Below are 17,692 nucleotides of genomic sequence, written 5' to 3'. Positions count from 1 at the left end.
ATGACCCCCGGCGCGATTCATATTACCACGCAACCCCGCTATCTGGCCGACCGTTCCGCTCCCGACGAGCAGCATTATGTGTTTGCCTATACCATTACCATTCGTAACAGAGGTGATGAAAGAGTCAGACTGCTCAGCCGTCGCTGGCTGATCACCGATGCCAACGGCAAGATGATCGAAGTGGAAGGCAGCGGCGTGGTGGGTGAGCAACCGAATATCGCACCGGGGGAAGAATATACCTACACCAGTGGCGTCAGCCTGGAAACCCCGGTGGGCGTCATGGAAGGCAGCTATACCATGACCCGGGAAGACGGTCGCGAGTTCCAGGCGCCGATCGATGCCTTTCGGCTCGCCCTGCCCAACCTGATCAACTGATGGCCACCTACCTGATTGGCGATCTGCAGGGGTGCCTGACAGAGCTGAATCAACTGCTGGCCGAAGTGGCCTTCAATCCCTCTCGCGACCGGCTCTGGCTCACCGGCGATCTGGTCGCGCGCGGGCCGGACTCTCTGGGCTGCCTGCGTCGGGTCATGGCCCTCGGCGATGCCGCCACCACTGTGCTGGGCAATCACGATCTGCATCTGCTGGCGGTGGCCCACGGCATCCGTAAGCCCAAGGCCGCCGACAAGATCGACGAGATATTACAGGCGGCAGACCGGGCCGATTTGCTGTACTGGCTACGCCATAGGCCGCTGCTGGTCGAGCACGAACAACATGGCTTTGCCATCAGTCATGCGGGCATCCCCCCCCAGTGGAGTCTGGAACAGGCTCGCACCTCGGCGCGCATAGCCGAAGCCGAGCTGCAGTCGTCCCATTATCACGAGCGGCTGCAACAAATGTACGGCAACCAGCCGGATTGCTGGCAGCCGGGGCTATCGGACGTGGAACAGTTGCGCTATACCATCAATGCCTTTACCCGCATGCGACTGTGCCACCCGGATGGCCGTCTCGACTTCGAGCACAAGACCGCCCTGGCCGATACGCCTGCGGAACTGGTACCCTGGTTCACCTTACGCCAGGATCACCGGGATCCGCCACTGATCTTCGGTCACTGGGCGGCATTGGAAGGCAGATGCGACACAGCAGGCATCCATGCTCTGGATACCGGCTGTGTCTGGGGAGGAAGCCTGACCATGCTGCACTGGGAAAGCAAAGAGCGCATCGCCACTCCCTGCCCGGTTTACGCCTGAGACCCTGAGGGCTGAGGTATAAAAAAGCCCGGCTCATCGCCGGGCTTTTTACACTCTCACACTCGCTCCAGCCTCTGAAACCGGCAATCGTATCGATTGCGCTCATCTGCCGGACGTAACTGCTCCGATACCAGCCGCCAGTCTGATTCAACCAGAGGAAAATGGGTATCCCCTTCCAGGCTGGCTTCAATACGGGTCAGATACAGCCGATGTGCCAACGGCATAAAGGCCGCATAGAGCTGGCCCCCACCGATGATCATCACCTCGGCTTCATCCTTCAGCAACGCCAGCGCCTCATCCGGAGAAGCAACCAGTTCGGTCCCCGCCGGCGCCTCGCCCAGGCGTGTACTGACGATGACATTGCGCCGCCCGGGCAGTGGCTTGCCGATGGAGTCGAAGGTGTTACGTCCCATCACCACCGGCTTGCCCAGTGTCGTTTGCTTGAAATAAGCCAGATCCGCCGGCAGATGCCAGGGCATCAGGTTATCTTTACCGATAACCCGCTCCCGGGTCATCGCCACAATCAGCGACACCATCATGCCTTATTCCCGGGTATAGACAACATGACCGTCGTCGTCTTCATCGTCCCAGTCATCATCTTCATCGTCAGCCGGTTCACTGTTTTCGGTCAGCGTGGCCTGATGATACTCATCCCATTTGAAGTTGACCGGCTCACGCGCATCTTCCAGCTCTTTCTGAGTACGCGGATTCTCATCCAGGAAGCTCATCAGCGCCTGGGTCAGCTCCCTGGTGCCTTCTTTACCGATGGCACTGATGCGGAACACGGGGCCCTTCCAGTCCAGCAGCTCGATGACTTTCTGTATGGTGGCTTCGGCTTCATCTTCCAGCACCAGATCCAGCTTGTTGAATACCAGCCAGCGCGGTTTGGCGGCCAGGGCATCGCTGTACTGAATCAGTTCATTGACGATGATGTCCGCATTGTCTGCCGGATCGGACTCATCAACCGGCAACACATCAATCATGTGCAGCAGCACCCGACAACGCTCCAGGTGCTTGAGGAAACGGATCCCCAGACCGGCACCATCGGCCGCGCCTTCGATCAAGCCGGGAATATCGGCAACCACAAAGCTCTTGTGACCATCGCAACGCACCACGCCCAGATTGGGCACCAGGGTGGTAAAGGGATAATCAGCCACCTTGGGCTTGGCGGCAGAGACGGCGCGGATAAAGGTCGACTTGCCGGCATTGGGCAGGCCAAGCAGGCCCACATCGGCCAGCAACAGCAGCTCCAGCAGCAGATTGCGTATTTCGCCCGGCGTACCGTTGGTCTTCTGCCGTGGCGCCCGGTTCACCGAGCTTTTGAAACGCGCGTTGCCCAGGCCATGAAAGCCGCCCTTGGCCACCAGCAGTTTCTGGCCGTGGCGGGTCATATCGCCCAGGATTTCACCGGTCATTTCATCCTTGGCACGGGTACCCACCGGCACCTTCAGCACCAGATCCTGACCTCGCTTGCCGGTACAGTTGCTGCTGCGACCATTCTCACCCCGTTCGGCACGGTGAAAACGCTCGAAATGGTAGTCGATCAGGGTATTGAGGTTCTCGTCGGCCAGCATATAAAGATCGCCGCCATCGCCGCCATCGCCGCCGTCCGGTCCGCCATTGGGTATATATTTCTCTCGACGGAAGCTAACGCAGCCATTACCACCATCACCGGCTTCAACCCGGATTTCCGCTTCATCAACAAATTTCATTGTATTGCTCTCCCATTCGCTTTCTGAGCCCAGTTTATCCGGTTCGAAGCCGAATGTGCTTTCTTGTAAAACAAAAAGCCCCGCCGGTTGGCGGGGCTTTTTTTAAGTCCGGCTTGCAGCTTACTCAGCTACAATACTAACGAACTTGCGGTTCTTGGGACCTTTAATCTCAAACTTCACCTTGCCGTCGGCTTTGGCGAACAGAGTATGATCTTTGCCCAGGCCTACGTTGTCGCCGGCATGGAACTTGGTGCCACGCTGACGAACGATGATGTTGCCCGCCAGGACATTCTCACCGCCAAAACGCTTAACACCAAGACGTTTGCTTTCTGAATCGCGACCGTTACGAGTTGAGCCGCCTGCTTTTTTATGTGCCATGGAACTTAACTCCCCTCTTAGGCGCTGATACCAGTGATCTTGACTTCAGTGAACCACTGACGATGACCCTGCTGTTTGCGAGAGTGCTTACGACGACGGAACTTGACGATCTTGACTTTCTTGCCACGACCGTGAGCTACGACTTCTGCAACCACTTTGCTACCGTCGATGTAAGGAACACCAACTTTAACATCTTCACCTTGAGCAACCATCAGCACCTTGTCGAATTCGACAGAAGCGCCTGTTTCTACGTCCAGCTTTTCCAGACGTATCACCTGCCCTTCGGCTACTCGGTGCTGTTTTCCGCCGCTTTGGATTACCGCGTACATGATTATAACTCCGATTCTGGCACTTTTACCCTCTTCGGGCCGTGCACTAAAACTGTTCTACAATGGTCGCGTATTGTACGCAGATTGATATGTCGAGACAAGACCGCAACCATAAAAAAATCGGTCGCGCCGACTTTAAACCCAAAGCTCGGCCGGGCGGCTTTATCCCGTTGAAGAATAGTGTAAAATCCCAACATCAATGACTTTAGACTGCATCGTTCAGCTTATAACTTTATGGTAGATATCAATAAGATAAAACAATTGACCGAGCTGGATATGCAATCGGTCAACACCCTGATCCTGTCACGACTGCAATCGGATGTGACCCTGATCAACCAGCTTGGCTTCTATATCGTCGGTGCCGGCGGCAAGCGCATGCGCCCCCAGCTGACCGTGCTGGCGGCCCGCGCCCTCGGCTACGAAGGCGAGGCCCACATTACCCTCGCGGGCATCATCGAATTTATTCATACCGCCACCCTGCTGCATGACGATGTGGTGGACGAGTCGGATCTGCGCCGGGGCCGGGACACTGCCAATGCACTGTTTGGCAATGCCGCCAGTGTTCTGGTCGGTGACTTTCTCTATACCCGCGCCTTTCAGATGATGACCGAGCTGGATAACATGAAAATCATGAATATCCTGGGCGACGCCACCAATATCATCGCCGAAGGCGAAGTGCTGCAGTTGATGAACTGCAACGATCCGGACACCACCGAAGACAGCTATATGCAGGTGATCTACTGCAAAACCGCCAAGCTGTTCGAGGCAGCTACCCGTCTGGCTGCCGTGCTCACCCATCAGCCGCCCGACATCGAGCAGGCCATGCTCGACTACGGCAAGTACCTGGGCACCGCCTTCCAGCTGGTGGACGACATCATGGACTACAGCTCGGATAGCCACGACATGGGCAAGAACGTGGGTGACGATCTGGCCGAAGGCAAACCGACGCTGCCGCTGCTGCACGCCATGGCCGTGGGTAATGATGCCCAGCGGGAGCGCATCCGTGACGCCATCGCCAACCGGACCGGCATGGATCATCTCGACGAGATCATGGGCATCCTGGCCGAGACCCGGGCCCTGGAATACTGCCAGCAGCGGGCCCAGGATGAGGCCCAAAAAGCCATCGACAGCCTGAAGATACTGCCCGACTCGGAGCACAAGTCGGCACTGGTCGCCCTGGCCCATATGGCGGTAGAACGCAGCAGATAAGAAATGAACACAGCGCTGTTGCGCCATATTGCACGGATGCAGGCACTGCTTCAGCTGTGCAATATCGCTCAGCGATATCTCATATGTCGTCGTATTATCACCTTTATTCGGCGACTCGGGATGGTTTAGTGCATCAGAACCTGCGTTGCAGGTTTTAGCAGCTGAAGCAGCTACTACATTCGTGAACAGATAATAAAAACGCCAGCCCCTTGAGGCTGGCGTTTTTAATAAGCGCTGAGCTTTACGATCAGGCGTCGAAGGGATGACGCAGAATCATGGTCTCGTCGCGGTCGGGGCCGGTAGAAATGATATCTATCGGTACGCCGGTCAGGTCTTCAATACGCTTGATATAGTTACGGGCGGCCTGGGGCAGGCCTTCAACGGTAACAACACCAACTGTCGTCTCACTCCAGCCTGGCATGGTCTCGTAGACCGGCGTCACAGTTTCATAATCTTCGGCGGCCATCGGTGGCACATCCTTCACTGTACCGTCGGGCATTTGATAGCCTACACAAATCTTGATTTCTTCAAGACCGTCCAGTACATCCAGCTTGGTCAGACAGAAACCGGAAATGGAGTTCACCTGAATGGCGCGCTTGATGGCAACCAGGTCTAACCAACCGGTACGGCGTAAACGGCCGGTAGTAGCACCAAACTCATGGCCCACAGTACCCAGGTGTTTACCGTCTGCATCTAGCTTCTCTTTACCGTCGTAAAGTTCGGTAGGGAAAGGACCGGAACCAACGCGCGTGGTGTAGGCTTTGATAATGCCCAATACATAATCCAGATAGCAAGGACCGAAACCGGAGCCGGTCGCCACGCCACCGGCGGTGGTGTTGGACGAGGTCACATAAGGATAGGTGCCGTGATCGATGTCCAGCAGGGTGCCCTGGGCACCTTCGAACATGATCTTGTCACCCTGGATGCGTGCCTTGTCCAGCACGTCGGTCACATCCACCACCATGCTGGTCAGCAGCTCGGCATAACCTTTGGCCTGCTCCAGCACTGCTTCATAGGAGACGGCTTCAACACCATAAAAACCGGTGAGCTGGAAATTGTAGTATTCAACCACTTCTTTCAGCTTGACGGCAAAGGTGTCCATGTTGGACAAATCACCGACGCGCAGACCACGACGGGCGACCTTGTCTTCATAGGCCGGGCCGATACCGCGACCCGTGGTGCCAATCGCTTTGGCGCCACGGGCTTCTTCCCGGGCCACATCCATGGCAACATGATACTGAAGGATCAACGGGCACGCTTCGCTCAGCACCAGGCGCTCGCGCACCGGTACACCGCTGGCTTCCAGACCGGCCATTTCTTTCAGTAAGGCTTCCGGCGACAACACCACACCATTGGCAATGATGCAGGTACAGTTATCGCGCAGAATACCTGATGGAATAAGATGGAGAACGGTTTTTTTACCGTCGATGACCAGAGTATGACCGGCATTGTGTCCGCCTTGATAGCGCACCACATAACGGGCCTTGTCAGTAAGGAGGTCTACGACCTTACCCTTGCCTTCGTCACCCCACTGGGTGCCAAGTACAACAACGTTTTGTCCCATTTTTCCTTTCACTAACTGTTAAGTTATTAAAAATGGAGTCTATCAAATTTTGACCAAGGTCGGAACATGATAAACCCGGCTTTGGAGGAATATGTCAGGCAGAAAAAAGCCCGGTTGCCCGGGCTTTTGATTTTACTGAGATTGTCCCGAAGGATCCTTGAGGTAACGGAAGAAATCGCCCTCCGGCTTGAGGATCATCATGTCGCCCCCCTGCTCGAAGCTCTTGCGATAGGCTTCGAGGCTGCGGATAAAGCTGAAAAATTCCGGATCCGCCGAGTAGGCATCCGAGTAGATCTTCGCCGCAGAGGCATCCCCCTGACCCCGCAGGGTACGCGAGTTACGCTGGGCTTCGGCGATCATCACCGTCACCCGGCGGTCGGCTTCGGCCTTGATGATCTCCGCCTGTTCACGCCCCTGGGATCTGTGTTCACGGGCCACGGCAGTACGCTCGGCTCTCATGCGCTGGTAGATGGAATTGGACACTTCGGTCGGCAGGTTAATCTGCTTGATCCGCACGTCCACCACCTTGATCCCCAGTTCAGAGGACGACTCCAGCAGGCCCCGCAAGGCGCTTTCCATCACGTCGCCCCGCTCACCGGACACGATGTCGCGAATGGTTCTGCTACCGATTTCGGAACGCAGGCTGTTGTTGATCCGCCGGCGCAGCAGGCTTTCGGCCTGCAGGCGATTACCGCCACCGGTCGCCAGATAGAAATTGGCGAAGTTGTCGATGCGCCACTTGACGTAGGAGTCGATGATCAGGTCTTTCTTCTCCGAGGTCACGAAACGATCCACCTGATCGTCCAGTGTCTGAATACGCGCATCCAGCTTGCGTACCTGATCGATCATCGGCACCTTGAAGTGCAGACCCGGCTCATAGACGGTAGGCAAGTCCGAGCCCTGCTCCCGCTTCACCTTGCCGAACTGCAGTACTATGCCCCGCTCGCCTTCTACCACCACAAATACCGAGGAGTAGAGCACGATGGCAACCAGGGCAAGAACCACGATTAATACTCTTTTCATCGCTTAGTTTCTCCCTGTCGGACGAATGGAACTTCTATCGGAACCGGTTCTGAGTTGCCCACTGTCCTGACTGACAGGCACATTACCGTTCAGATAATCGGAAGTGATGATATTGGGATCGACCCGGGTGGCACGGTTGGCATTCTGCTCGGCCAGCTTGTCCAGCGGCAGATAAAGCAGGCTGTTGTTGCCTTCCGGCGTATCCACAATCACCTTGTTGACCTTGCTGTAAATCTCTTCCATGGTTTCCAGATAAATACGGTCGCGGGTCAGCTTGGGTTGCTCCTGATACTGGGGCAACAGCTCGCGGAAACGAGCCACCTCACCTTCGGCGCGCAGCGCAATCTGCTCTTTATAGGCCTCGGCTTCCTGCAACAGACGCTGTACCTGACCTCGGGCCTTGGGCTCGATTTCTCGGGCGTAGGCTTCGGCTTCGCGGATAAAGCGCTGTTCGTCTTCCTGTGCGGCAATTGCATCATCGAAGGCGTCTTTCACTTCTTCCGGCGGACGTGCCGGCAGGAAGTTGAGATCCAGTACCGCCAGACCCAGCTGATACGGTTCGATAATCTGCTCAAGCAGCTCGCGGGTTTCCTGACGAACACGCTCACGACCCACGGTCAGTACATCGTCCATGGTGCTGTGACCCACCACAAAACGCAGGGCACTGTCGAGCGCCTGATGCAGACTGTCGTCCGCGTTGGTCACGTTGAACAGGTAATCACGAGGTTCGAGCACTCGATACTGGACATCCATTTCGACGCGAACCAGGTTTTCATCCCGGGTCAGCATAAAACCGGATGCCGGCTGAGAGCGTACGGTTTCCACATCCACCGGAAAGACCCGATCGATAAAGGTGGCCTTCCAGCTCAAGCCCGGCTCTACGGTCTGATAGTAGTTCCCGAAACGCAGCACCACGCCGCGCTGGGCTTCACCTATGGTATAGAAACCGCTGACCACCCAGACAACCAGGGCAATCACCAGAGCCACCACAATGCCGAAGGTGCCAACGCCACCACCACCGGAGCCGGTACCACGACGGCCCAGCAAGCCCCCTAATTTACTACTCAGGTTACGAATAACCTGATCCAGATCTGGCGGACCACCTTGTTGCTTGCCGTTATTTCCCCAGGGATCACGGTCTTTGCCACCATTTCCAGGCTCATTCCAAGCCATTTGTCTCTCCGTCTTTCTGGTTTATAAAAGTAACTTTACCAAGCAATCAATCGCTTATAAAGCGCGCTAGCTGTTCACCTTCCTGTTTGAGCAGCCGTTGCCAATCGGCCTGCTGTAACCGGATATCAACCACAAACTCTCCCTGCTCTCCGAACGATTCAGTCACCACACCGTTCATGGCATAGAGTCGACTACGCAGCCTGGATGCCGCTGCCGGCAGCGTCAGGCGATGTTCCACCAGCACCCCGGACAGCAATTGGTTCAGGGCGTCCAGCAGCCCCTCGATGCCCACCGCTTCCTGCGCCGACAGCCAGACGGCTCTGGGCTTTCCCTCTTCATCCAGCTCGACCCGGCTGCTGGGCTGCTCCAGCTTGTCTATCTTGTTGAACACCATCAGCACGGGTACTTCGTCAGCATCAATCTGTTCGAGCACCGAATTGACTTCGTCGATGTTCTCGCGCATCTGCTCATCCGCGCAGTCCACCACATGCAGCAAGAGATCCGCATCGCGGGTTTCCTGCAAGGTGGCCTTGAAGGCGGCGATCAGATCATGGGGCAGATGGCGGATGAAGCCGACGGTATCGGCCAGGATCGCCGGGCCGGCATCGGGTAATTCAACCTTGCGCAGGGTCGGATCCAGGGTGGCAAACAGCTGATCCGCCGCATAGACCCCGGCCTGAGTCATTCGATTGAACAAGGTCGACTTGCCGGCGTTGGTATAACCCACCAGCGACAGGGTCGGGAGCTCGTTACGCTTGCGCGCACGCCGTCCCTGTTCACGCTGGCGGGACACTTTTTCCAGTCGTTTTTGAATAGATTTGATGCGTTCACGCAGCAAGCGACGATCGGTTTCCAGCTGGGTTTCACCGGGGCCACGCAGGCCGATACCGCCTTTTTGTCGCTCCAGGTGGGTCCAACCCCTGACCAGACGGGTCGACAGGTGGCGCAACTGGGCCAGCTCGACCTGCAGCTTGCCTTCGTGGGTACGGGCCCGCTGGGCGAAAATATCCAGAATAAGGCCGGTACGGTCCAGCACCCGACATTTCACTTCCCGCTCCAGGTTACGTTCCTGGGCCGGGCTCAGACTGTGATTGAAGATCACCACATCGGCCCGATGCATCTGCACCAGTGCCGCCAGCTCGTCCACCTTGCCGGTGCCGATAAAGAATTTGGGCTGGGGCGAACCCCGGCTACCCGTCAGTACCGCGCAGGTCGTGACGCCGGCGGAGTCGGTCAGTAGTTCCAGCTCTTCAAGATCTTCCCGTTCACTGTCATCGGCAAAATTGACATGCACCAGAATGGCGGACTCGCCACCTTGATAACGCTCAAACAAGGTGCGTCCTCCGTCTTTCGGAACATGCGCGCGGCAAGAGGCTGCAACAGGGCAGCAAGAAATAATGAATCAAGCTCAATCCTGGTCCTGTTCCGGTTCGGCGGGTTCGGTGCCACCGGTGGGCGGCGTCACCAAATGTACAGGCCGGGCGGGTACCACGGTCGAAATGGCATGCTTGTACACCATCTGACTGACGGTATTTTTAAGCAGAATAACGAATTGGTCGAATGACTCCACCTGTCCCTGCAGCTTGATGCCATTCACCAGATAAATAGAGACCGGGACCCGCTCTCGTCGCAGCGCATTCAGAAACGGATCCTGCAAAGATTGTCCCTTAGCCATCTTCTTGTCCTTATCTTTTGTCATTATGAAAATTGTTATTGTTGTCTTTCGTGTTGGGCCTGCCTGATCTGTGCAACCAGGTCATGACAGACCGCTTTATTATCGGTATCCAGCCATTGCAGATCCGGCCATCCCCTGAGCCAGGTCAGCTGCCGTTTGGCCAACTGGCGGGTGGCGGCGATACCGCGTTCCACCATTTCATCATAGCCGACAACCCCGTTCAGGTAATCCCACATCTGTCGATAGCCAACACAACGAATAGACGGCAGATCGGGATGTAAATCACCTCGCTCATGGAGCGCCCGAACCTCCTGTTCGAAGCCCCGAGACAGCATCAGCCGAAAACGTTCGGCAATACGTCGATGCAGCTCAACCCGTTCGCCGGGTGCAATCGCAAACTGTAACACTTTGTAAGGCAAGGGAGCACCCTTGCTCTGCGTTAATTCTGTGAGCGTTTTACCGGAAAGACGAAAAACTTCCAGCGCCCGGGACAGCCGCTGGGGATCATTGGGATGAATGCGTGCCGCCGCCACCGGATCGAGTTCGGCCAGCTGATCGTGCAGCCTGTTCCAGCCATGTTGCCGGGCCTCAAATTCAATTTGAGCTCTTACCGCGGCATCGGCACTGGGCAAGGGCGACAGCCCTTCCAGCAAGGCCTTGAAATAGAGCATGGTGCCGCCGACCAGCAGCGGAATGCGACCGGCCGCCGAAATCTCAGCCATGGCCGCCAGGGCATCTCGCCGAAAATCGGCGGCCGAATAGGCCTCTTTGGGATCAAGCAAGTCGATCAGCCGATGGGGGGTGACGGCCAGCTCGTCGGCGGTGGGCTTGGCAGTGCCGATATCCATGCCCCGATATACCAGCGCCGAGTCGACGCTGATCAGCTCGCAGGGCAGCTCCCGGCACAGCTCCATCGCCAGGCCGGTCTTGCCCGAGGCCGTGGGCCCCATCAAAAATATTGCAAGGGGTTCAGTCCCCATTTATCCACCTGTCTAGTTGTTGCTCTATCGCCACCGGCTGCAGAAACGGCGGTTCATCCGGCATGTCCGGCTGCAACTGTTGCCACAAGGCTATCGCCTCGGCCATGGTCCAGCGTTGCCGATTCGGTCTGCCCTGGGCCGCCAGCCACTGACACAGGGCCGCCGGCTCGGCGTCCGTCTCCCGCTCCAGCCGCATCAGCAATTCGGGAAACAAACGAGCCAGATCCGCATGGCGCAGCGGTTGCGGCACCCGGGTCAGGATAATGGTGCCGCCGGCACCGGTTTTCAACTCCAGTCCCAACATTTGCAGCTGTGCCTGATGCCGTTCCACTGCCGTTTGCTGCTCGGAGTCGAGGGCAAGGCGAATGGGCAGCAGCAGGGGCTGTGGGGTCAGCCCCTGCTGCCAGACCTCGAACAAGGCCTGGCCATCGGCGTAGGCGCGGGCCCGGTCGAGATCACAGAGCCAGAGGCCCTGCCGATGCAGCACCACCAGGCCTTGCTCTTTGATCAACAACAGGGGTTGCCCCTGTACAAGCTCTGCCGGCGGCACGCCGGCATCCCGGGCCGATGGCGCCACATAAGGTGTTGGTGCGGGTGTTGATGCCGTCTGTAGCTCGGCCCTGTTCTGTTCGGCAGTCACTGTGGTTAGCAGGCCATCGATGCCCTGCCATTCACCGCGGCTGATGGCACCCGGCCGAGACTCGCGCGCAGAGAGGCCGCCACCGTAGCCATGACGGGGAGCCTGGTAGCTGACCGGCTCGCGGAGCCTGGCCGTGCGGTCGGGCCCCGCTGCCATTGTCTCAAACGGTTCCTCCACCTCGCCGGTGTCGGTATTGACCCCTGGTGGCTGTTGCTGTAGCTGTTGCCGCTCCAGCACCTGCAGCAACACCTGACAGATAAAATCATGCACCAGCCGGGACTGATGAAAACGCACCTCGTGCTTGGCCGGATGCACATTCACGTCCACTTCTCGCGCATCCAGCTCCAGATAGAGCACAAAGGCCGCATGACCCTCGGTGGGCAGGCGGTCGCCATAGGCCTGCCGCACCGCATGATTGAGCAGCTTGTCTCTCATCATGCGGCCATTCACATAGGTATATTGCACATCCGGCTGGGCCCGGGCCGCGCTCGGCGGCGCCAGCCAGCCCCATAGCCTCAGGCCATGGTGTTCGCTGTCGAGCTTCAGCGCCGCGTTCATGAAGGCCGGACCACAGACGGCCGCCAGTCGTTTATCCTGCTGGGACGGCAGCCGTCCCGCCCGGTATTGACGCACCTGCTTGCCGTTGTGACGCAGCACCAGATCGACGTCGAAGCGACTCAGGGCGATGCGGCGGATCACCTCATCGATATGGCCGAACTCGGTTTTTTCGGTGCGCATGAACTTGCGCCGTGCCGGGGTATTGAAAAACAGATCGCTCGCTTCCAGGGTGGTGCCCCTAGGGTGCGACGCCGGCTGCAGCTTGACCTCCATGTCGCGCCCTTCCGCCACCGCCTGCCAGGCCTCGCTTTGCTCTGCCGGTCTGGAGGTCAGCGTCAGCCGCGACACCGAACTTATCGAGGCCAGCGCCTCACCGCGAAAACCCAGGCTCAGGATTTGTTCCAGATCTTCCAGGGTACTGACCTTGGAAGTGGCATGGCGCGACAAGGCCAGTGTCAGCTCGTTCTTGCCGATGCCACAGCCGTTGTCGCGGATGCGGATCAGTTTGGCACCGCCCTTCTCGATATCCACCTCGATACGGGTCGCCCCCGCATCCAGACTGTTCTCCACCAGCTCTTTCACCACCGAAGCCGGTCTTTCCACCACTTCACCGGCAGCAATCTGGTTGGCCAGCCTGGCCGGCAGTATCTGGATTGGCATATCAGCTCCCGGGAATATCCAGCACCTGGCCGATGCGAACCACATCGGACTTCAGGCTGTTGTGCCCTTTCAGACGGCTGACACTGACACCGTAACGCTGGCCGATCAGCGACAGGTTCTCGCCGGCTTGCACCTTGTGCTGACGCGCGGAGCCGGAGGGCTGGCTGGCCACCATGGAACCACGGGGCCGGTTTTGTCGATAATAGGATTTCACCCCGTTGAATACCGCCTGAGCCACCTTCTGCTGGTGTGATGCGCTGAGCAGCAGACGCTCTTCTTCCGGGTTGGAAATAAAGCCCGCCTCAATCAACAGCGAGGGGATATCCGGCGACTTGAGTACCGCCAGGCTGGCATGCTCCGGCTGGCTTTTGTGCAATCTCACCACCTTGCCCATGGCGGACAGAATATGTTCGCTGATGGCGTAACTGTCGGCCCGGGACTTGTCCATCGACAAATCGAGGAAGGTACGGGTCAGATAAGGATTGCCGTCGGTCTGGGAGATCACCTCGCCCACACCACCAAGCAGTTCCGACTGGCGCTCTTGTTTTTCCAGCCAGCCGGCCATCTCCCGGTTGGCCCGGTTGGACGACAACACCCAGACCGAGGCGCCACGCGGGCCGCTGTTGGCCACGCTGTCCGCGTGAATGGACAGCAGCATATCCGCCTTGGCCTTGCGTGCAATCTCGGAGCGCCGGTTGAGGTTGACGTAATAATCTCCGGTACGGGTCAGCACCGCCCGCATGCCCGGCTCCTTGTTGATGATGTCGGCCAGCCGACGGGAAATGGCGAGGGTAATGTGCTTTTCCCGGTTTTTCTTCGGCCCTATGGCGCCCGGATCCTCGCCGCCATGGCCGGGATCGATGGCGATGACGATTTCCCTCTGCCCGACCGGAGCAGCCTTGCGCACGATCGGCTGCGGGGCTCGGCTCTGATCGGCATAAGGCAGATCGATCACCAGTCGATGGCCGTAGTCACCGGCCGGCGCCAGCGGAAAGACCACCGGCTTGACCCCGGACTTCAGCTCGAAGACCAGACGATAACTGCTTGCCACCGGGGGTTTGCTGCTTCGAATCCTGGTGATCAGCTCGCTATTATTCTTGATGGCCGCAAATTTGACCCGGTTCCGGGTCTGGCTCAGATCCACTACCAGCCGATGAGGCCCGCTGAGCATAAAATATTTATAGGCTGGCGCCGTCCCCATATCGAGTACGATGCGGGTGTTCTCCGGCGACGGCCAGATACGGATGCTTTCCAGCTGGTTTGCCCAGGCCGATACACTGAACCAGAAACAGAAAAATGCCAGTATCGCCTTCACGTTTTTATTTTCTCCAGTAACGCCACGCCAGCCGGGGTGCGGGCTTCCAGTAATGCCTGTCGTTGTATGCCCTGATAGCGCAAGGTCACTTCCAGATCCGCGGGCGGCAGCATGCCATGGCCACGTTGTGGCCATTCCACCAGACAGAGGCTGTCGGGGGTAAAATAATCACGAATACCCATGTATTCCAGTTCTTCCGGGTCGGCCAGACGATACAAGTCGAAGTGATAGACCTGCCAGCCTCCCACCTGATAGGGCTCGACCAGAGTATAGGTCGGGCTTTTCACCTTTCCTTCATGTCCCAGGGCCTGAATAATCCCTCGGCTCAGGGTGGTTTTTCCCGCCCCCAGCTCACCATGCAGAAAAATAATAAGCGCCTCGCTACAGGATTGCGCCAGTTTTTTGCCCAACGCCAGTGTCTCTTGCTCATCGGCAAGCGTCAGGGTCAGAGTGTTTGTTGTCATGTTCATCATCTTGATTGATAAGACTTCTGAGTGGAGAGAATAAATCCGATGCCAATAACCCGAGCATACCGCCATCGGTGGCGGCTCTGTCACCGGCCAGGCCATGCAGACACACCGCCACCGAGGCAGCATGAATGGGCGTCAGTCCCTGGGCCATAAAGGCGCCGATTATACCAGATAACACATCGCCCATCCCGCCCGAGGCCATGCCGGGATTGCCATAATGACATAATCTGACATGCTGCTCATCCGCGATCAGCGAGCCGGCACCTTTCAATACCACCACACCACCATATTGTTGCTGAATGGCCCGCACCGCCGCCAGCCTGTCCGCCTCTACCTCGGCCGTCTTGCAGCCCAGCAGCATGGCCGCCTCACCCGGATGGGGCGTCAGCACCCGGTTATCGGTTAACGGCAACTCGTCTCGACCACGGGCAAGCCACCAAAGCCCATCCGCATCAATCACCATGGGCAGCTTTGCCGCAATCCCGGCCTCATACGCCGCCTCAAACAGGCCCCGGGCCCAGGCATCTCGCCCCAGCCCCGGCCCCAGCACCAGGGCATCCCCCCAGTGCCAGTCGTCACACTCCGGAAAAACCGCCGTCATCAGCTCGGGCCGTTGCAGGTTGAGCAGATGTGCATGTTCCGGATGGCTGAGCAGGCGCACCAGGCCGGTGGCACAACGCAGCGCCGCCTCACCCGCCAGGCGAATGGCGCCGTTCATGCCGGCATTACCGCCGGCCACCAACAAGCGGCCCGCTTCCCCCTTGTGGGCCCCGCGTCGGCGCCGGGGCAATTGCCGGCGCAACGGCTCCCACTGCATCAGGCTGGCCACCGGTGTCTGTTGCAGGCGGGGCTGAATGCCCAGGCTCGCCAGCAGTACCTGGCCGGTGACATCGGGCCCGCGCCCGGTCAGCAAACCGGGTTTCAAGCCGACAAAAGACAGGGTCACGCCGGCCTCGACCGCCGCACCCAGTATGCGGCCGGTATCGGCACAGAGTCCGGAGGGCACATCCACCGCCAATACCGGGGCTTGCGTTTGATTGATCTGCCGGATATGACCCAGGGCGCTTTCCCTTACGTTCCCGCTGAGACCGGTACCGAGCAAGGCATCGATGATCAGATCCGGTGTGCCCTGCAATGCATTCAGGCTTTCGATGGCACCACCATCGGCCCGGTAATGATCCCGGGCGGTGGCCGCATCACCGCTCAGCCGCCCGGGGTCACCCATTTGCACCAGTTGCACCCGAATACCGGCCGCCCGAGCCAGCCGGGCCACCACATAGCCGTCACCGCCGTTATTGCCGCCGCCGGTAAACACCCACCAGTGCCGGGCGTGGGGCCAGCGGGCCCGGGCCAGTTCGAATACCGCCAGCCCCGCCCGGGTCATCAGTTCGAACATCGCCATACCACAGGACGCTGCCGCCTGCCGCTCTCCGACCCGGATCTGCTCCGCTGTCCACAGCGACTGTGTTAAGCTGTGAGGCTTTTCCAGACCGATAATGCCCATGACCGCTCCCGACTTTGAGACTTTGGCTCACGATATCAAGCTCTGGGCAGCAGAGCTAGGCTTTGACCAGGCCGGTATTACCGATACCGATCTCGCCGAGCATGAGCCGCTGCTGGCCGACTGGCTGGACAAGGGCCATCACGGTGAAATGGACTATATGGCCCGCCACGGCATGATGCGAGCCCGCCCGCACGAGCTGCTGCCCGGCACCCTGAGAGTCATCTCGGTGCGCATGAACTATCTGCCGGAGCAGGCCGCCATCGCTCGGGTGCTGAGCAGCCCGGATCATGGCTACATCAGCCGCTATGCCTTGGGGCGGGATTATCACAAGGTACTGCGCCAGCGCTTGAAGAAACTGGCCGATAAAATCGAACTGCGGGCCAGCGAGCTGGTTGCCCGCCCCTTCGTCGACTCGGCGCCGGTGCTGGAACGACCGCTGGCAGCCAAGGCCGGCCTGGGCTGGACCGGCAAGCACTCGCTGCTGCTCAACCGTCAGCAGGGCTCCTTTTTCTTTCTCGGCGAATTACTGGTCAACCTGCCCCTGCCCGTCGATCAGCCGGTGGAAGAAGGCTGCGGCAAATGCGTGGCCTGCATCACCGCCTGCCCCACCGGTGCCATCGTCGCCCCCTATGTGGTGGATGCCCGCCGCTGTATTTCCTATCTCACCATAGAGCTGGACGGTCCCATACCGGAAGAGCTTCGTCCACTGATGGGTAATCGCATCTACGGCTGTGACGACTGCCAGCTGATCTGTCCCTGGAATCGCTTCGCCGATGCCAGCCGGGAGCCGGACTTTGCCGCCCGCGACAACCTGCATGCGCCCGAGTTGCTGGCACTGTTCGAGTGGAACGAAGCCCACTTCCTCAAGCAGACCGAAGGCAGTCCCATCCGACGCATCGGCCACCGGCGCTGGCTGCGCAATATCGCCATCGCGCTGGGCAATGCCCCGCCAAGCCCGGCCATTATCGACGCCCTGGAGCAAAAACGGGAACAGGAAGCAGTAGATGAGGTGGTACGGGAGCATATCGACTGGGCGCTGGACCGACAGCGGGCAGCACTGGCGCAGGTGGGCCGCAAGACGGAACGGCTGATCCGGGCGGTGGACAAGGGCATGCCCAAACACGCCCGCTGATGATCTGTTCTTGATTTTGCCGTCGGGCAAATATCTGCTGGAGAGACAAATACAAAAAAACCGACCTGATGGTCGGTTTTTTTGTATTTGGAGCGGGAAACGAGATTCGAACTCGCGACCCCAACCTTGGCAAGGTTGTGCTCTACCAGCTGAGCTATTCCCGCAATAACTTTCTTAGTA

Annotated in this window: 18 protein-coding genes and 1 tRNA gene; 4 read left to right on the top strand and 15 right to left on the bottom strand. The window is 58.6% G+C overall.

Annotation, left to right across the window (positions count from 1 at the left end; translation table 11 throughout):
- Together apaG and HNR62_RS13045 are read left to right on the top strand one after the other, a co-directional pair.
- Nucleotides 1–375 carry a Co2+/Mg2+ efflux protein ApaG gene (gene apaG, locus HNR62_RS13050; protein ID WP_204796526.1) on the top strand — a complete coding sequence of 125 codons (375 nt, stop codon included), beginning with the start codon at nt 1–3 and terminating at the stop codon, nt 373–375.
- Nucleotides 375–1,190: a symmetrical bis(5'-nucleosyl)-tetraphosphatase gene (locus HNR62_RS13045; protein WP_204796525.1), complete on the top strand. Its 816-nt coding sequence runs from the start codon at nt 375–377 to the stop codon at nt 1,188–1,190. Before apaG ends, HNR62_RS13045 begins: the two co-directional genes overlap by 1 nt.
- 56 nt (nt 1,191–1,246) lie before the next feature.
- Here the strand turns inward: HNR62_RS13045 and folA are convergent, their stop codons facing one another.
- From folA to rplU, 4 genes are all read right to left on the bottom strand, one after another.
- The gene (gene folA, locus HNR62_RS13040) at nt 1,247–1,729 is read right to left on the bottom strand and encodes a type 3 dihydrofolate reductase (RefSeq protein ID WP_204796524.1); all 483 of its coding nucleotides are present in this window, start codon (nt 1,727–1,729) and stop codon (nt 1,247–1,249) included.
- 3 nt (nt 1,730–1,732) lie between these two features.
- Nucleotides 1,733–2,902 carry an Obg family GTPase CgtA gene (gene cgtA / locus HNR62_RS13035; RefSeq protein WP_204796523.1) on the bottom strand — a complete coding sequence of 390 codons (1,170 nt, stop codon included), beginning with the start codon at nt 2,900–2,902 and terminating at the stop codon, nt 1,733–1,735.
- A gap of 120 nt (nt 2,903–3,022) precedes the next feature.
- Complete coding sequence (gene rpmA, locus HNR62_RS13030; protein ID WP_104487426.1) at nt 3,023–3,280, bottom strand: 50S ribosomal protein L27; 258 nt, start codon at nt 3,278–3,280, stop codon at nt 3,023–3,025.
- 17 nt (nt 3,281–3,297) lie between these two features.
- The gene (rplU, locus tag HNR62_RS13025) at nt 3,298–3,609 is read right to left on the bottom strand and encodes a 50S ribosomal protein L21 (RefSeq protein WP_188630616.1); all 312 of its coding nucleotides are present in this window, start codon (nt 3,607–3,609) and stop codon (nt 3,298–3,300) included.
- A gap of 234 nt (nt 3,610–3,843) precedes the next feature.
- Here rplU and ispB point away from each other — a divergent pair, with 234 nt between their 5' ends.
- Nucleotides 3,844–4,818 (top strand): octaprenyl diphosphate synthase, encoded by a 975-nt coding sequence (gene ispB, locus HNR62_RS13020; RefSeq protein ID WP_204796522.1) that lies wholly within the window; start codon nt 3,844–3,846, stop codon nt 4,816–4,818.
- A gap of 247 nt (nt 4,819–5,065) precedes the next feature.
- Here the strand turns inward: ispB and HNR62_RS13015 are convergent, their stop codons facing one another.
- The 10 genes from HNR62_RS13015 to HNR62_RS12970 form a co-directional block, all read right to left on the bottom strand.
- Nucleotides 5,066–6,382 (bottom strand): adenylosuccinate synthase, encoded by a 1,317-nt coding sequence (locus HNR62_RS13015; RefSeq protein WP_204796521.1) that lies wholly within the window; start codon nt 6,380–6,382, stop codon nt 5,066–5,068.
- A gap of 132 nt (nt 6,383–6,514) precedes the next feature.
- The gene (gene hflC / locus HNR62_RS13010; protein WP_204796520.1) at nt 6,515–7,405 is read right to left on the bottom strand and encodes a protease modulator HflC; all 891 of its coding nucleotides are present in this window, start codon (nt 7,403–7,405) and stop codon (nt 6,515–6,517) included.
- 3 nt (nt 7,406–7,408) lie between these two features.
- A complete protein-coding gene (hflK, locus tag HNR62_RS13005; RefSeq protein ID WP_204796519.1) occupies nt 7,409–8,578 on the bottom strand; it encodes an FtsH protease activity modulator HflK in 1,170 nt (389 codons plus the stop codon).
- A gap of 46 nt (nt 8,579–8,624) precedes the next feature.
- Nucleotides 8,625–9,911: a ribosome rescue GTPase HflX gene (hflX, locus tag HNR62_RS13000; RefSeq protein WP_204796518.1), complete on the bottom strand. Its 1,287-nt coding sequence runs from the start codon at nt 9,909–9,911 to the stop codon at nt 8,625–8,627.
- Between the two features lie 75 nt (nt 9,912–9,986).
- Nucleotides 9,987–10,253, bottom strand: a complete 267-nt coding sequence (gene hfq, locus HNR62_RS12995; RefSeq protein ID WP_204796517.1) for an RNA chaperone Hfq — start codon at nt 10,251–10,253, stop codon at nt 9,987–9,989.
- 35 nt (nt 10,254–10,288) lie between these two features.
- The gene (gene miaA / locus HNR62_RS12990; RefSeq protein WP_204796516.1) at nt 10,289–11,233 is read right to left on the bottom strand and encodes a tRNA (adenosine(37)-N6)-dimethylallyltransferase MiaA; all 945 of its coding nucleotides are present in this window, start codon (nt 11,231–11,233) and stop codon (nt 10,289–10,291) included.
- Nucleotides 11,223–13,091 carry a DNA mismatch repair endonuclease MutL gene (gene mutL / locus HNR62_RS12985; protein ID WP_204796515.1) on the bottom strand — a complete coding sequence of 623 codons (1,869 nt, stop codon included), beginning with the start codon at nt 13,089–13,091 and terminating at the stop codon, nt 11,223–11,225. The genes miaA and mutL overlap by 11 nt, the downstream gene beginning before the upstream one ends.
- 1 nt (nt 13,092) lies before the next feature.
- A complete protein-coding gene (locus HNR62_RS12980) occupies nt 13,093–14,406 on the bottom strand; it encodes an N-acetylmuramoyl-L-alanine amidase (RefSeq protein ID WP_204796514.1) in 1,314 nt (437 codons plus the stop codon).
- Nucleotides 14,403–14,870 carry a tRNA (adenosine(37)-N6)-threonylcarbamoyltransferase complex ATPase subunit type 1 TsaE gene (tsaE, locus tag HNR62_RS12975; RefSeq protein ID WP_204796513.1) on the bottom strand — a complete coding sequence of 156 codons (468 nt, stop codon included), beginning with the start codon at nt 14,868–14,870 and terminating at the stop codon, nt 14,403–14,405. The genes HNR62_RS12980 and tsaE overlap by 4 nt, the downstream gene beginning before the upstream one ends.
- Entirely contained in the window at nt 14,833–16,380 is a 1,548-nt protein-coding gene (locus HNR62_RS12970; protein ID WP_204796512.1) for an NAD(P)H-hydrate dehydratase, read from the bottom strand. Before HNR62_RS12970 ends, tsaE begins: the two co-directional genes overlap by 38 nt.
- Between HNR62_RS12970 and queG the strand changes: the two genes are divergently transcribed.
- Nucleotides 16,379–17,512, top strand: a complete 1,134-nt coding sequence (gene queG, locus HNR62_RS12965) for a tRNA epoxyqueuosine(34) reductase QueG (protein ID WP_204796511.1) — start codon at nt 16,379–16,381, stop codon at nt 17,510–17,512. The two genes, HNR62_RS12970 and queG, sit on opposite strands and share 2 nt — an antisense overlap.
- A gap of 88 nt (nt 17,513–17,600) precedes the next feature.
- Here the strand turns inward: queG and HNR62_RS12960 are convergent.
- Nucleotides 17,601–17,676, bottom strand: a tRNA-Gly gene (locus tag HNR62_RS12960).
- Between the last annotated feature and the right edge of the window lie 16 nt (nt 17,677–17,692).

The sequence above is a fragment of the Oceanisphaera litoralis genome, from assembly GCF_016907015.1.
Lineage (GTDB): Bacteria > Pseudomonadota > Gammaproteobacteria > Enterobacterales > Aeromonadaceae > Oceanimonas > Oceanimonas litoralis.
This window is presented reverse-complemented; position numbering and strand designations above follow the sequence as displayed.